This window comes from Pseudonocardia sp. NPDC046786 (assembly GCF_040645415.1).
GTDB classification, from domain to species: domain Bacteria; phylum Actinomycetota; class Actinomycetes; order Mycobacteriales; family Pseudonocardiaceae; genus Pseudonocardia; species Pseudonocardia kongjuensis.
Genome location: NZ_JBEYYF010000006.1, coordinates 258,833 through 273,270 on the forward strand (window position 1 = coordinate 258,833; position 14,438 = coordinate 273,270).

Here is a 14,438-nt window from a genome sequence, read left to right on the forward strand (position 1 = left end):
CACGGACCATGAAATTCGGCATCGCCACGTTCGTGACCGACGAGGGCATCCGGCCGGGTCCGCTGGGCCGCGCGCTCGAGGAGCGCGGGTTCGACTCGGTCTTCCTCGCGGAGCACTCGCACATCCCGTCCAGCCGGGAGTCCCCGTACCCGGGCGGCGGTGACCTGCCGCGGGTCTACTACCGCACGCTCGATCCGTTCGTCGCGCTGACCGCGATGGCCGCGACGACCACCGATCTGCTGCTCGGCACCGGGATCGTCCTGCTCCCGCAGCGCGACGTGATCCACACCGCGAAGTCGGCGGCCAGCCTGGACCTGGTGTCCGGCGGGCGGCTGCTGTTCGGCGTCGGCGCCGGCTGGAACCGCGAGGAGATGCGCAACCACGGTGTCGACCCGGCGACCCGGGGCCCGCTGATGACCGAGCAGCTGCACGCGCTGAAGGCACTGTGGACGCAGGAGGAGGCCGAGTTCCACGGCGAGCACGTGCACCTCGATCGGTCGTTCTGCCGGCCCAAGCCGGTCCGCGAGCCGCACCCACCGATCTACCTCGGCGGGGAGAGCGGGGCCGCGCTGAACCGGCTCGCCGAGGTCGGCGACGGGTGGCTGCCGCGCGGGCACCTGCCGATCGACGAGATCCGGCGGGTGCGCGCCGAGCTCGCCGACCGCGGGAGGCCGGACGTGCCGACCACGGTGTTCGCCGTCCCGCCGGAGCCGGCGGCGGTGGCCGGCTACGCCGACGCCGGGATCGAGCGGGTGACGTTCCTGCTGCCGACGCTGCCCGAGTCGGAGACCCTCACGAAGCTGGACGAGCTGGCGCAGGTGACGCGGGTGGCGCAGGGCGCCCGCTGACCGCGCCGAGCACCAGCGCGGTCAGCGCCTCCGGGGCGTCGAGCTGGATCAGGTGCCCGGCGGCGGGCACCAGGTGCAGCTCGGCGCCCGGGATCGCGGCGGCGAGCCGGTGCGCCCGGTCCACCGGGATCCAGGTGTCCTCGGTGCCCCACACGATCCGCACCGGCAGGTCGAGCTCGCCGTAGCGGGGCTCGATCTCGTCGGTGAAGCGCTGGTCGGCCTGCGCGATCTGCCGGTAGAACGCCGCCCGCCCCTCCGCGCCCAGCCACGGCCCGACCAGCATCTCCTCGTCGTCGGCGCCCAGCGGGCGGAACGCCGCGCCGCGCACGTAGGCGCGGACCAGCGCCTCGTGCAGCGGAGCGGGCAGCGCGGTGAACACGGCCGCGTTGTCCCGGACGAGCCGGAAGAACTCCGAGCCCCACGGGGCGAGCGCGACGACGTCGACCAGGGTCAGCGAGGCGTACGCGGCGCCGTGCAGCAGGTGCGCCCGCAGCGCGACGGCGCCGCCGTAGTCGTGCGCGACGACGTGCGGCGGATCGTCGAGCCCCCAGTGGTCCAGCAGCGCGGCCAGCATCCGGCCCTGCACGCCGAGCGACACGTCGTCGCTCTTCGACGACGTCCCGTAGCCGGGCATGTCCCACAGCAGCACCCGGTGCGACGGGGCGAGGGCCGCCGCGACCGGTGCCCACAGCCGCGACGACCACGGCGTGCCGTGGCAGAACACCACCGGTGGGCCCGCGCCGCGCGAGGTCCATCGCACCCGGTGGCCGTCGACCGAGTACACCTCGTCCATATCCACCGGCGGAGCCTCGCACATTCCGGGCAGAATGAGCGCCGATGGAGATCCGGCTGCTGGGCACCGTGTCCGCGCTCGACGGGTCCGGTGCGGAGCTGCTGCCCGCCGGTCCGCGGCTGCGCGGGCTACTGGCCCGCCTGGCACTGGACGCCGGTCACCCGGTCGACGCCGCCACCCTGGTCGACGCGCTCTGGGGCGAGGCGCCGCCGTCGACGGCGAACGCGCTGCAGTCGCTGGTGTCCCGGTTGCGCCGGTCGGTGGGCGCCGACCGGGTGCGCTCGGCGCCCGGCGGCTACCGGCTCGACGTCGGCGCCGACGCGGTCGACGCGCTGCGGTTCGCCCGGCTGCGACGGGAGGCCGCCGCGACCGCGGACCGCGAACGGGCCCGGGAGCTGCTGGACCGGGCGCTGGGTCTGTGGTCCGGCCCGGCGCTGGCCGACCTGCGCGAGGTCGCGTTCGCCGGGCCGGCGGCGGCCCGGCTGGCCGAGGCCCGCGCCGCGACGGCCGAGGAGCTGACCCGCCGCGCCCTGGAGGACGGGGTGCCCGCCCCCGGCACGCTGCGCGGCGTGCTCACCGAGGTGCTGGCCGAGCAGCCGCTGCGGGAGACCTCGACCGTCGCGCTGGCGAGGTTGCTGCACGCGTCCGGGCACCGCGCCGACGCGCTCGCCGTGCTGGACCGCACCCGCTCCGCCCTGGCCGCGGAGCTGGGCGTCGACCCGGGCCCGGAGCTGCGGGCCGCCCGCACCGAGCTGCTCCACGACGCCCCCGCCGGGAACGGCCGGGTCACGGCACCGGCACCGGCCACCCGCGCCGGCCCGGCGGGGACCCCGCGCCACCGCGCGCCCGCGCTGACCTCGTTCATCGGCCGGGAGGACGATCTGGCCCGGCTCCGCTCCCTGCTCGCGGGCGCCCGCCTGGTCACCGTGACCGGGCCGGGCGGGGCCGGGAAGACCCGGATCGTCGCCGAGGTGGTGCGCGACCTGGACCGCCCGGTGGAGGTGGCCGAGCTGGCACCGCTGGCCGGGCCGGAGCAGCTCGCGGCGACCGTGCTGCACGCCGTCGGCGGCCCCGATCTCAGCCTCGGCGACCGCACCGGGCCGGGCACCCTGGCCCGGTTGCGGACCGCGCTGGCCGGCCGGGAGCTGCTGCTGGTGCTGGACAACTGCGAGCACCTGATCGACCCGGTCGCGACGCTGGTGCACGACCTGCTGGGCACGGTGCCGGGGCTGACGGTGCTCGCCACCAGCCGGGAGCCGCTGGGGGTGCCCGGCGAGGTGCTACACCCGCTGGGCGCGCTCGACGACGCGCAGGCGGCCCGGCTGTTCACCGACCGCGCCGCGGCGGTCGCGCCCGGGTTCACCGCCGATCCGGCGACCGTCACCGAGATCTGCCGCAGGCTCGACGGGCAGCCGCTGCCGATCGAGCTGGCCGCGGCCCGGGCCCGGACGCTGAGCGCGCGCGAGATCGCCGACCGGCTGGCCGACCGGTTCCGGCTGCTGGTGACCGGTAGCCGCACCGTGCTGCCCCGGCACCAGACCCTGCGCGCGGTCGTCGACTGGAGCTGGGACCTGCTCGGCGCCGCCGAACGCACCCTGGCCGACCGGTTCGGGGTGTTCGCCGGGCCGGTCGGCGCGCACGCGGTGGAGACCGTGTGCGGGGGCGGCGGCCTGGACGGCGACCCGCTCGGCCTGCTCGACGCGCTCGTGGAGAAGTCGCTGGTCGTCGCGACCCAGGATCCGGGCGGCGGGCCCACCCGGTACCGGATGCTGGAGACGATCCGGGAGTACGCGGCGGCCCGGCTCGCCGAGTCGGGTGGGTCCGGCCGGATGGTGCGGGCACACGCCGACTGGCTGCTGGCGGTGCTCGAACCCGCCGAGCCGCAGCTGCGCACCCGCGCGCAGCTGGACACGCTGGCGACGGTGCGCCGGGTCGAGGGCGAGGCGTTCCGGGCACTCGACCGGGCCGTCACCGATCCGCGGCCGGAGCACGCACACCGGCTGCTGGCGGCGGTGTCGTGGAGCTGGATGATCCGCGGCGAGAACATCGCGCTGCTGCACTGGTCGGACCTGGTGGCCGCGCTCGACGCGCCGGCGGACGTGCCGGCGGTCACCACGAACCGGGCGATCCGGGCGCTGCTGCTCGCCGGTTACGTCTCCGTCGAGGGTGCGCCGGCCGAGATCGACGCCGTCGGGTCGGCACTGCCCGGGCTGCCGCATCCCCGGCACCCCGCCGTCGTCCTGGCCGGGCCGGTCGCCGAGGCGTTCCGCTCGGGCGACCGCACCGAGCTCGGCGCCCTGGTCGCCCGGGGTGCGGACCCGTGGCTGCGCGGCGCGGCCGCGTTCCTGGCGTCGGTGCACGCGGAGAACGAGGGGGACCTCGACGAGCAGCGCGCCTACCTGCGGGTCGCCCATCCGCTGTTCCGCTCGGTCGGCGACCGGTTCGGGCTCGGGCTGACCGTGGCCTCGCTCGGCGAGCTGGAGGACCTGGCCGGCAACGGTACGGCCGCCTGCACCGCCTGGACCGAGTCGATCGCGCTGACCGCGGAGCTGGGCAACCTCGACGACCTCCCGCACTACCGGATGCAGCTGGCCGGTCTCGCGGCCCGCCGGGGCGACGAGGCCGGGGCCCGGGAACATCTGGAGCTCGCCGCGAGCGACCTGCGCGAGCACCCGCACCAGCGCCCCGCGAGCTGGATCGACTGGGGTCGCGCCGACGTCGAGCGGCGGCTCGGCAGGCCGGTGCACGCCCGGACACTGCTCGCCGAGTCGTGGAACGCCGACGGGCCCGGCGCGGGCCGGATGCAGCGGGTGGCCCTGCAGCACGTCTTCGCGGCCGCGGCCGAGCTGGACCTCGGCCGGATCGACGCCGCCCGGGTGCTGCTCGACGCCGCCGCCGACGCCGCCCTGCAGAGCAACGACGGCCCGGTGCTCGGCATGACCGCCGAGGCGTCCGCCCGCTGGGCGGTCGCCGATGGCGACCCGGAGCGCGCCGGTGAGCTGCTCGGCGTCGCGATCGCCCGGCGCGGCACCCTGCACCTGGGTGATCCGGAGGTCGTCGCGACCCGCGACGCGGTCGTCGCCGCGCTCGGCGAGGGCGGCGCGGTGACGGCGATCGACCGCGGCCGGGCCGCCCCGCGCGACGTCGCGCCCCGGCCGCTGCGCGCCCATGACGTCAGGTCCGCCGCCGGTACAGGGTGACCGCCAGCGGCGCGAAGATCGCAACCACGATCGCCGAGGTCACCAGTGACGCGGTGACCGCGGCTGCGGCGGGTTCGCCGTCGAGCAGGGCCCGGACCGCGTCCGCGCACCGGCTGACCGGGTTCACCTCGGCGAACGGGCGCAACCAGTCCGGCATGGTCTCGACCGGGACGAAGACCGAGCTGGCGAACGTCAGCGGCAGCATGATCATCGCGCCGATGCCCTGCACCGACCGCGGCTCCCGGACCAGCACCCCGAGCGCGGTGAAGATCCAGCACATCGCGAAGGCGAACAGCACCACCAGTGCGAACGCACCCAGCACCGCGGCCGGCCCGGCCGAGGTGCGGTAGCCGAGCGCGAAGCCGAAGGCCAGCATGATCACACCCGAGGTGATGTAGCGGACCAGGTCGGCGCCGACCGCACCGACCAGCGGCGCCGCCCGGGAGATCGGCAGGCTCCGGAACCGGTCGAAGATCCCGGTCTTGAGGTCCTCGGCCAGCCCGACCCCGGTCCCGGCGGAGGCGAACACGACGGTCTGCAGCAGCACACCGGGCAGCGCGTACTGCAGGTAGTCCTCGCTGCTCCCGGCGATCGCGCCGCCGAACACGTAGACGAACAGCAGCAGGAAGACGATCGGCTGCAGGGTGACGTCGAGCAGCGCCTCCGGCGAGTGGATCGTCTTGGTCAGGCCGCGGCGGGCGAGCGCGGCACTGTGCCGCAGCGGGGCGGGTACCCGGCTGCGGCGGGCGCCGGCCGGCGCCGCGGCGGGCGGCGACGGGCGGCCGGTGAGGGTGGCGGTCACGCGGACTCTCCATCGGTGGTGGTGGCCTGCCGGCCGGTGAGGGTGAGGAAGACGTCGTCGAGGCTGGGCAGCCGCAACCCGATCTCGGCGACCGCGATCCCGGCCTCGGCCAGCCGGCCGTCGGCGCGGCCCAGCGCGCCCGGGTCGCCGGCGGGGACGCTGACCTCGCCGGAGGGCGCGATCGACGGCTCGCCGCCGGTCTCGGCCGCGACGACCGCGGCGACCTGCGCGGCGTCGCCCGGCCGGACCGGCCGCACGTGCAGCAGCTGTCCGCCGGTGTCCGCCTTCAGCTCGGCCGCCGTGCCCGCGGCGATCACCCGGCCCCGGTCGAGGACGACGAGATCGTGCGCGAGCTGGTCGGCCTCCTCCAGGTACTGGGTGGTGAGCAGGACGGTGACGCCCTCGTCGGCGAGCCGGCGGACGGCCTCCCACACCTCGTTGCGGTGCCGTGGATCGAGCCCGGTGGTCGGCTCGTCGAGGAACAGCACCTCCGGGTCGCCGACCAGGCTGGCCGCGAGATCGAGCCGGCGGCGCATGCCACCGGAGTAGGTGCGGACCCGGCGGCCCGCGGCCTCGGTGAGCCCGAACCGGTCGATCAGCTCGTCGGCGCGGGCCCGCGCGGCGCGGCCCGGGAGATCCAGCAGCCGCGCGATGAGCACCAGGTTGTCGCGGCCGGTGAGCGCCTCGTCGACCGCGGCGTACTGCCCGGTGAGCCCGATCCGGCGGCGGACGGCGGCCGGATCGGAAGCGACGTCGTGCCCGAGCACGGTGGCCCGGCCCGCCGTCGGCGGCAGCAGGGTGGCGAGCATCCGGACGGTGGTCGTCTTGCCGGAGCCGTTCGGCCCGAGCAGCCCGAGGACCTGACCGGGACGGGCGGTGAAGGAGATGCCGTCGACGGCGCGGACGTCGCCGAACGTGCGGACGAGCCCGTCGACCTCGATGGCGGGCGGTGGAGCGTTCATGCGTCCATCGTGCGCCGGGGCCCTGGCACGGGGCTGGCACGGGGCTGGCACGGCCCTGGCACGGGACCTGGCACCGGGCTGTCACGGGACCGGGGCCGGATCAGCGCCGGCCGGTGCGGTCCGATCGGCCCGGCTCCACCGCCGCCCCCCGACGGCGGCGGCGGAACCGAACCGCTCCCCCCGTCACGGCGACGCTCCCCAGCCCGCCGTGACCCGTCCGACGGTATCGGGGTCGCGCGGCGTCCGGATCGGTCGAACTACTGATCTCCAACCCCGGCTCCTCCTACCGAGGTAGGAGAAACGCCCTATCCTTCGGCGCGTTCGGCGGCATCCAGCCACTCGATCTCGACCGTCTCCCGCTCCGCGACGACCGCCTTGAGCTCGCGGTCCAGCTCCATCAGCCGGTCCGGATCGGTGGCCGCCTCGGCCAGCTGCGTGTGCAGCCGCTCCTCACGCTTCGTGAGCTGCTCCATCCGCCGTTCGAGGCGCTGCGCGTCCTTGCGGGCGGTCCGCTGCGCGGCGGCGTCGACCTTCGGTGCCCGCCCCGCCGGGGTGCCGGCGGGTGACGGCGCGGCCTGCGCCACCGCGGCCGGGCCGCGACCGGCGGCCGCCCGGCGCGCAACGTACTCGCCGATCCCGCCGGGCAGGTGGGTCAGCTTCCCGTCCCCGAACAGCGCCAGCACCTGGTCGCAGACCCGCTCGGTCAGGTACCGGTCGTGGCTGACCACGACCAGCGTGCCCGGCCAGCCGTCGAGCAGGTCCTCCAGCCCGGCGAGGGTGTCGACGTCCAGGTCGTTCGTCGGCTCGTCGAGCAGCAGCACGTTCGGCTCGTCCATCAGCAGCCGGGTCAGCTGCAGCCGTCGGCGCTCGCCGCCGGAGAGCCGCCCCACCGGCGTCCACTGCCGGGCGGCCGGGAACCCGAGCTGCTCCAGGACCTGCGACGCGGTCATCTCCTGCTTCCCGAACCGCACGTACTTGGCGACGGCCTCGGTCGCCTCCAGCACGCGCATCTCGGCCGGCAGGTCGATCAGCTCCTGGGTCAGCTGGGCGAGCTTCACCGTGCTGCCCTGCACCCGGCGTCCGGCGTCGAGCTCCCGCTCGCCGGTGAGGGCGCGCAGCAGGGTCGTCTTTCCGGACCCGTTGACGCCGACGATGCCGACCCGGTCGCCCGGCCCGAGCCGCCAGGTCACCCGGTCCAGCAGGGTCCGCCCGGCGACCTCGACGGTGGCGTCCTCCAGCTCCAGCACGGTGCGGCCGAGTCGGTTGGTCGCGAACTGCATCAGCTCGACGGTGTTGCGCGGCGCCGGGACGTCCGCGATCAGCGCCTCGGCGGCCTCGATCCGGTATCGCGGCTTCGACGTCCGGGCGGGCGGGCCGCGGCGCAGCCAGGCCAGCTCCTTACGGGCGAGGTTACGGCGGCGCTGCTCGGCGGCGTCGGCCTGCCGGGACCGCTCGGCCCGGGCGTAGACCCAGTCGGCGTAGCCGCCGAGGTAGGACTCGACCTTCCCGTTCGCGACCTCCCAGGTGCGGGTGCAGACGGTGTCGAGGAACCAGCGGTCGTGCGTGACGACGACGAGCGCGATCCGGCGGGTGATCAGGTGCTCGGCCAGCCAGCCGATGCCCTCGACGTCGAGATGGTTGGTGGGCTCGTCGAGCACCACCAGGTCGAGCTCGCCGACGAGTGCCGCGGCCAGCGCGACCCGCCGCTTCTCGCCGCCGGACAACCCGTCGGTGGGCCGCTCCGTGTCGGTGATGCCCAGTCCGTCGAGCACGTCGCGCACCCGCGGGTCGGACGCCCACTCGTGATCGGCGCCGTAGTGCTGCAGCACGATGTCGCGGACGGTCGACCCGGCCGGGAACCGGTCCCGCTGGGCCAGGTGCGCCATCCGCAGGCCGCCGAGCCTGCTGACCCGGCCGCCGTCGGTCGGGCGGTCCCCGGTGAGCACGTCGAGCAGGGTGGTCTTGCCGCCGCCGTTGAGGCCGACGACGCCGATCCGGTCGCCACGTTCCACCCCCAGCGAGACGGCGTCGAGCAGCACCCGCGACGCGTCACCGGGCACGTGCGCGGTGACGTTCTCCAGGTTGAGCAGGTTCTCCGGCATCAGTCGGTCCCTCCGGCCCTCAGGCCCGCGCCGGCGGCCAGCTGCCGGATCCGGTCGGGCCGCCGCGTCCCGGCGGCGGCTCGTGCTCGTCGATCACCCGGGCGCCGCCGACCGGGCCGTGCGCGACCCGGACGGTGCGGCACACGCCCATCCCGGCCAGCTCGGTCGCCACCTCGACGGCGGAGTCGGCGTCCGCGCAGAGGAACGCGCAGGTCGGCCCCGATCCGGAGACCAGACCGGCGATCGCCCCCGCGTTCACCCCGGCGCGCAGCGTGCGGCGCAGGTCCGGCGCCATCGAGACGGCGGCGGCCTGCAGGTCGTTGCCCAGGTTCAGTGCGAGCTGGCGGGGATCGCCGCCGGCGAGCGCCTCCAGCACCGGCTCGACCGGCCGTTCCGGCGGCTCGGCGCCGCCGCGCAACCGGTCCAGCTCGCCGAACACCGCCGGGGTGGACAGCCCGCCGCGGGCCAGCGCGATCACCCAGTGCAGCCGGTGCCGGGCGAGCACCGGGATGACCTGCTCGCCGCGGCCGGTGCCGAGCGCGGTCCCGCCGTGCAGGCCGAACGTGACGTCCGAGCCGAGCTCGGCGGCCAGCCCGGCCAGCTCCTCGCGGCCCAGCTCCATCCGCCACAGCGTGGACAGCGCGACCAGCGCACCGGCCGCGTCGGCGGATCCGCCGGCCATCCCGCCGGCGACCGGGATGCCCTTGCGCAGGGTGACCCGCACGTCCGGCTCCCGGCCGGCCCGCTGCGCGAGCAGCTCGACCGCCCGCCAGGCCAGGTTGGTGGCGTCCAGCGGCACCTCGGCGACGCCGTCGCCGTGCACGTCCAGCGCGGGCTCCTCGGCGGGCTCGACCGACACCTCGTCGAACAGGCTCACCGCGTGGAACACGGTGACCAGGTCGTGGAATCCGTCCGGCCGCACCCCGCCCACGGCGAGGTGCAGGTTGATCTTCGCGGGCACCCGGACGGTGACCGGTCGTGGCACGGCGGACAGCACCGTTCAACCCTACGGGCAGCGCCGGGCGGCGTGCCGCCACCCGGGGAGTACGGTGGCCCGGCTCACCGCCGCGGTGCGTCGCCCCGGTCGGCCGCGGCCGGGTCGCGGGTGCGCAGGTGCTGCGGCCGGGCGAAGCAGAGCACCGCGACGAGCCCGATCACCAGCACCGCGGCCGGCAGCAGCACCGACTGCGCCATCGCCGTCGCGAAGGACTCGCGGACCTCGTCGGGCAGCGGACCGGTCGCGAAGGCGGCGTCCGGGGTGGCCGCCCCGCCCGGCACCAGCGCGGCGATCCGGGCCTCCATCAGCACCGCGATGCCCGCGCTGCCCAGCACCGCGCCGACCTGCCGGGTGGTGTTGTAGACGCCGGAGCCCGATCCGGCCTGCTCCATCGGCAGGTTGCGGGTCGCGCTGGTCGAGATCGGCGCCCACACGCAGGAGTTGGAGATGCCGAGCAGCGAGATCGGCAGCAGCAGCTGCCAGACCGGGGTGTCCGGGCTCATCACCGCGGCCAGCCAGAGCAGCCCGATCACGAACGTCGACATGCCGAAGCCGCCGATCAGCCGCGGATGGATCCGGTCGGTCAGCCGTCCGGTCCACGGCGCGAGCGCGCCGGAGAGCACCGCGAGCGGCACCAGCAGCAGCGCCGCCTCGGTCGGCGAGAAGCCGCGCACGTTCTGCGCGTAGATCATCAGCGGGAAGCCCTGCGCGGTGATCGCGAACCCGACGGTGCAGATCGCGATGTTGGCCAGCGAGAAGTTCCGGTCCCGGAACAGCTGCAGCGCGACCAGCGGCTCGGAGCGGGTGCGGGACTGCCACCACACGAACACCACCAGCACGACGGCGCCGACCACGATCAGCATCCACACCGGGACCGGGCCGACGATCGGCCCCCAGTCGTAGCGCTGGCCCTCCTGGATCCCGAAGACCAGCAGGAACACGCCGGTCGCCGACAGCACGACGCCGACCAGGTCGAACCGCCGCTTCGAGGTCTCCAGCGCGGGCACCAGGTACCAGACGGCGGCGAACGCGACGACGCCGAGCGGCACGTTCACGAAGAAGATCCACTCCCAGCCGAGCGCGCCGACCAGCACCCCGCCGAGCACCGGGCCGGCCAGCGTCGCGACCCCGGCCACCGCGCCCCACAGGCTCATCGCCCGCCCGCGCTGGGCGGCCGGGAAGGTGCGGGTGATCACCGCCATCGTCTGCGGCGTCATCATCGCCGCGCCGAGCCCCTGCGCGACGCGGGCGACGATCAGCTCGCCGATCGTGCCGGTCAGCCCGCACCACAGCGACGCCAGGGTGAACACCGCGAGCCCGGCGAGGTAGACGTTCTTCGGCCCGAACCGGTCCCCGAGCCGGCCGGTGACCAGCAGCGGCACCGCGTAGGCGAGCAGGTAGGCGCTGGTCACCCAGACCACGGTGTTGACGTCGGTGCCGAACGCCACCAGCAGCGCGGGCGTCGCGACGGTGACGATCGTCGCGTCGACGAGAATCATGAAGAACCCGATGACGAGCGCCCAGAGCGCCGGCCACGGGCTCGTCCCGTCCGCGCTCACGACCGCCTCGCGTGCCCTCGTCACCCGACCATGATGGGCCCGGCGGGTCCGGCCCGCCGCGACGGGCCCGGGTGACCGCTCAGGCCGGTGGGGTGAATCGCCCGTCCACCGCGGTCCAGCCGCCGTCGACGAACAGGGTGGAGCCGGTCACGAAGGTGGCCGCCTCCGAGGCGAGGTAGACCACCGCGCCGGTCAGCTCGGCGGGCACCGCCCACCGGCCGAGCGCGCCCTTGGTGGCGTAGGCGGTGTACCAGGCGTCGTCGCTGCGGATCTGGGCGGTCAGCGGGGTCTCGACGACGCCGGGTGCGATCGCGTTGACCCGCACGCCGGCCCCGCCGAACTCGACGGCAGCCGTCTTCACCAGCTGCTCGGTGCCGGCCTTGGTCGCGGCATAGACCGACTGGCCCGGCTCGACGACGCAGCCGCGGATCGACGAGAAGAGGATCATGCTGCCGGTGCCGCGCTCGACCATCCCGCGGCCGAACGCCTGCACCACGGAGAAGGTCGCGCGCAGGTTGAGGCCGACGACGCGGTCGAACTCGTCGAGGGAGTAGTCGAGGATCCGCTTCCGGACGTTCGTCGCGGCGGTGTGCACCAGCACGTCGACCGGGCCGGCGGCGCGGGCGGCCCGCTCGACGGCGGCCGGATCGGTGACGTCGAGCTCCAGCGGCTCCCCGCCGGCGGCGGTGGCGGCGGCCCGGGCGACGCCGGCGTCCCGGTCGGCGCAGATCACGTGGGCGCCGTGCGCGGCCAGCCCGAGCGCGAGCTCGTGGCCGATGCCGCCGGCGCCGACCAGCACGGCCCGCCGGCCGTCGAGTCGGAACAGGTCGGTGTAGGGGTTGTGCGGCATACCGGTCAGCTCGCTCATTCCGGCCGGATCACGGCCATCCGGGTGACGGTCAGTTCCTCGATCGCGAAGCGGGGGCCCTCCCGGCCGATGCCGGAGTCCTTCACGCCCCCGTAGGGCATCACGTCGGAGCGGAACCCGGGGACCTCGTTGACGACGACGCCGCCCACGTCCAGCTCGTCCAGCGCGGTGAAGGCGGCGGCCAGCGAGCGGGTGAACACGGCGGCGTGCAGGCCGTAGCGGGACCGGTTGACGGCCTCGAACGCGGCGGGCAGGTCGGGCACCGAGCGGATCGCGACGACCGGCGCGAAGATCTCCTCGCACCACGCCTCGGCGGACTCCGGGACGTCGAGCAGCAGGGTCGGCTCGACGGTCCGGCCGGTCGCCCCGCCGCCGTGCAGGACGGTGGCGCCGGCCCGGCGCGCCCGGTCGATCCAGGACAGCACCCGCTCGGTGGCGGCCGGGTCGATCAGCGGCGCGACCCGGGTGGCCGCGTCCCGCGGGTCGCCGACGGTCAGCTCGCCCATCCGTGCGGCCAGCCGGGCGACGAACTCCTCGCGGACCGGCTCGCAGACCAGCACCCGCTGCACGGCGATGCACGCCTGGCCGTTGAAGTAGAAGCCGCCGCGCAGCACGGCGTCGGCGGCGCGATCGAGATCGGCGTCCGCGGCGACCACCAGCGCGGTGTTCGAGCCCAGCTCGAGCAGGGTCTTGCGGGGCGCGGCGACCCGGGCGATGACGTGCCCGACGGCCGCGGAGCCGGTGAAGGACACCGCGGCGACCCGGGGATCGGTGACCAGGGCACGGCCGACCTCGGCGTCGCCGGTGACGACCTGGACGAGCTCGGCGGGCGCGCCGTGCGCGACCAGCGCGCGGCGCACGACATCGGCCAGCCAGAGCGTGGCCAGCGGGGTGGCCGGGGCCGGCTTGCAGATCACCGGGCAGCCCGCGGCCAGCGCCGGCGCGATCTTGTGCGAGGCGAGCAGGAACGGGGCGTTGAACCCGGCGATCCCGACGACCAGCCCGATCGGGCGGCGCACCCAGAACCCGACCAGTCCCTCGCCCGAGGGCTGCAGGTCCAGCGGGACCGTCTCGCCGTGCAGGTGGCCGATCTCCTCGGCGGCCGCCGCCCAGGTGAACAGGGTGCGGTCGACCTCGACCGCGCAGTCGGTTCGGGTCTTGCCGGTCTCGGCGATCAGCAGCTCGACGAACGCCTCGCGGTGCCCGGCGAGCTCGCGCTGCACGGCCAGCAGGACGGCGCGGCGGGTCCCGGCGCTGAGCCGCCCGGCCGGGCGGACCGCGGCGGCGCCGGCGTCCAGTGCGGCCTCGGCGTGCCCGGTCCGGCCGACCGGGCCGTGCGCGAGGACCGAGCCGTCGTAAGGGAAGACGACGGGGGCGAGCGCGGTGTCGTCCCGCCATCCCGATCCGATCGGCAGGCCGGCCGGGTGATCGGGCAGTGCGAGGGTCATGGACGGCAACTCCTGCGGACGACGACGGCGGCCTGCTGGTCAGACCAGCTCACTGACGCCGAGCATGCAGATCGCGCCCGGCGCGCGTCAAGTCGCCGGGTCCGGGCAGGTCGAAGCGATCAGGTTGACAGTGCGACGATCGCCGACGAGGCTCCGGAGCCACTGGATCCACCGGGTCCACGATGCGCCGCGGAGAGGGGATCATGGCCGGCCTGGTCGAGGAGGTCGCCTCGGTGCTGCGCGAGCGGATCTACGCCGGCCGGATCGCGCCTGGCGGCCCGCTGCGCCAGGAGCCGCTCGCCGCCGAGCTCGGGGTGAGCCGCACCCCGCTGCGCGAGGCCATCCGTCTGCTCGAGCAGGACGGCCTGGTCCGGGTCGATCCGCGGCACGGCGCCCGGGTGGTGACCGGCGACCGGGCGACCCTGCTGCGGGCCTACGAGCTGCGCGCCGTCGTCGACGGGCTGGCCGCCCGGCTCGCCGCCCGGGCCCGGCCCGGTGCGGCCCGGGTCCGCGAGCTGCACGTGATCCTGGCGGCCCAGCGGGCGGCGCTCGACCCGTGGGACGCCCGCGCCTACACGGTGGCGAACGTCGACTTCCACGAGCAGCTGCTGCACCTGTCCGGCAACGAGTTCCTGGTCGACCGGGCGCCGCTGCTGCGGATGACCGCGCAGGTGTTCGGCCCGGTCGCGCTGCTCGACCCGGCGGGCGCCCGGCGGGCGGTCACCGAGCACGCGGGGATCGTCGACGCCGTCGCGGCCGGCGACGAGGACGCCGCGGAGCGGCTGGCCCGGGCGCACGTCGAGGCGACCCTCGACGCGCTGCGCGGCGGAACCGGATGACCACGACCCCACCCACCCCT

The 14,438-nt window shown here is 75.7% G+C and carries 11 protein-coding genes; 3 read left to right on the forward strand and 8 right to left on the reverse strand.

The window, feature by feature from the left end:
• Positions 1–8: 8 nt before the first annotated feature.
• Complete coding sequence (locus ABZ881_RS10360) at positions 9–848, forward strand: LLM class F420-dependent oxidoreductase (protein ID WP_358483493.1); 840 nt, start codon at positions 9–11, stop codon at positions 846–848.
• Here the strand turns inward: ABZ881_RS10360 and ABZ881_RS10365 are convergent.
• Positions 793–1,641 (reverse strand): alpha/beta fold hydrolase, encoded by an 849-nt coding sequence (locus tag ABZ881_RS10365; RefSeq protein ID WP_358483582.1) that lies wholly within the window; start codon positions 1,639–1,641, stop codon positions 793–795. The genes ABZ881_RS10360 and ABZ881_RS10365 overlap by 56 nt on opposite strands.
• Before the next feature lie 44 nt (positions 1,642–1,685).
• Between ABZ881_RS10365 and ABZ881_RS10370 the strand changes: the two genes are divergently transcribed.
• Positions 1,686–4,841 (forward strand): BTAD domain-containing putative transcriptional regulator, encoded by a 3,156-nt coding sequence (locus ABZ881_RS10370; protein ID WP_358483494.1) that lies wholly within the window; start codon positions 1,686–1,688, stop codon positions 4,839–4,841.
• On the opposite strand, the gene ABZ881_RS10375 is transcribed toward ABZ881_RS10370, so the two are convergent.
• The 7 genes from ABZ881_RS10375 to ABZ881_RS10405 form a co-directional block, all read right to left on the reverse strand.
• Positions 4,816–5,643: an ABC transporter permease gene (locus ABZ881_RS10375; protein WP_358483496.1), complete on the reverse strand. Its 828-nt coding sequence runs from the start codon at positions 5,641–5,643 to the stop codon at positions 4,816–4,818. The two genes, ABZ881_RS10370 and ABZ881_RS10375, sit on opposite strands and share 26 nt — an antisense overlap.
• Positions 5,640–6,605 carry an ATP-binding cassette domain-containing protein gene (locus ABZ881_RS10380; RefSeq protein WP_358483498.1) on the reverse strand — a complete coding sequence of 322 codons (966 nt, stop codon included), beginning with the start codon at positions 6,603–6,605 and terminating at the stop codon, positions 5,640–5,642. Before ABZ881_RS10380 ends, ABZ881_RS10375 begins: the two co-directional genes overlap by 4 nt.
• Before the next feature lie 305 nt (positions 6,606–6,910).
• Entirely contained in the window at positions 6,911–8,707 is a 1,797-nt protein-coding gene (locus tag ABZ881_RS10385; RefSeq protein WP_344026736.1) for an ABC-F family ATP-binding cassette domain-containing protein, read from the reverse strand.
• A gap of 19 nt (positions 8,708–8,726) precedes the next feature.
• Positions 8,727–9,704 carry a 4-(cytidine 5'-diphospho)-2-C-methyl-D-erythritol kinase gene (locus ABZ881_RS10390; protein WP_344026738.1) on the reverse strand — a complete coding sequence of 326 codons (978 nt, stop codon included), beginning with the start codon at positions 9,702–9,704 and terminating at the stop codon, positions 8,727–8,729.
• A 62-nt stretch (positions 9,705–9,766) separates the two neighbouring features.
• Positions 9,767–11,287 (reverse strand): DHA2 family efflux MFS transporter permease subunit, encoded by a 1,521-nt coding sequence (locus ABZ881_RS10395; RefSeq protein ID WP_358483500.1) that lies wholly within the window; start codon positions 11,285–11,287, stop codon positions 9,767–9,769.
• A 55-nt stretch (positions 11,288–11,342) separates the two neighbouring features.
• A complete protein-coding gene (locus ABZ881_RS10400; RefSeq protein ID WP_358483502.1) occupies positions 11,343–12,131 on the reverse strand; it encodes an SDR family oxidoreductase in 789 nt (262 codons plus the stop codon).
• Positions 12,128–13,579 carry an aldehyde dehydrogenase family protein gene (locus ABZ881_RS10405; RefSeq protein ID WP_358483504.1) on the reverse strand — a complete coding sequence of 484 codons (1,452 nt, stop codon included), beginning with the start codon at positions 13,577–13,579 and terminating at the stop codon, positions 12,128–12,130. Before ABZ881_RS10405 ends, ABZ881_RS10400 begins: the two co-directional genes overlap by 4 nt.
• Positions 13,580–13,761: 182 nt before the next feature.
• On the opposite strand from ABZ881_RS10405, the gene ABZ881_RS10410 reads away from it, so the two are divergent.
• On the forward strand, positions 13,762–14,418 hold the full coding sequence (locus ABZ881_RS10410) for a GntR family transcriptional regulator (protein ID WP_358483505.1): 657 nt from the start codon (positions 13,762–13,764) through the stop codon (positions 14,416–14,418).
• Positions 14,419–14,438 lie beyond the last annotated feature (20 nt).

Coding starts and splice junctions, on each gene's coding strand:
- ABZ881_RS10360 (WP_358483493.1), top strand. CDS start 9: ATGAAATTCGGCATCGCCACGTTCGTGACCGACGAGGGCATCCGGCCG.
- ABZ881_RS10365 (WP_358483582.1), bottom strand. CDS start 1,641: ATGGACGAGGTGTACTCGGTCGACGGCCACCGGGTGCGATGGACCTCG.
- ABZ881_RS10370 (WP_358483494.1), top strand. CDS start 1,686: ATGGAGATCCGGCTGCTGGGCACCGTGTCCGCGCTCGACGGGTCCGGT.
- ABZ881_RS10380 (WP_358483498.1), bottom strand. CDS start 6,605: ATGAACGCTCCACCGCCCGCCATCGAGGTCGACGGGCTCGTCCGCACG.
- ABZ881_RS10385 (WP_344026736.1), bottom strand. CDS start 8,707: ATGCCGGAGAACCTGCTCAACCTGGAGAACGTCACCGCGCACGTGCCC.
- ABZ881_RS10400 (WP_358483502.1), bottom strand. CDS start 12,131: ATGAGCGAGCTGACCGGTATGCCGCACAACCCCTACACCGACCTGTTC.
- ABZ881_RS10405 (WP_358483504.1), bottom strand. CDS start 13,579: ATGACCCTCGCACTGCCCGATCACCCGGCCGGCCTGCCGATCGGATCG.
- ABZ881_RS10410 (WP_358483505.1), top strand. CDS start 13,762: ATGCGCCGCGGAGAGGGGATCATGGCCGGCCTGGTCGAGGAGGTCGCC.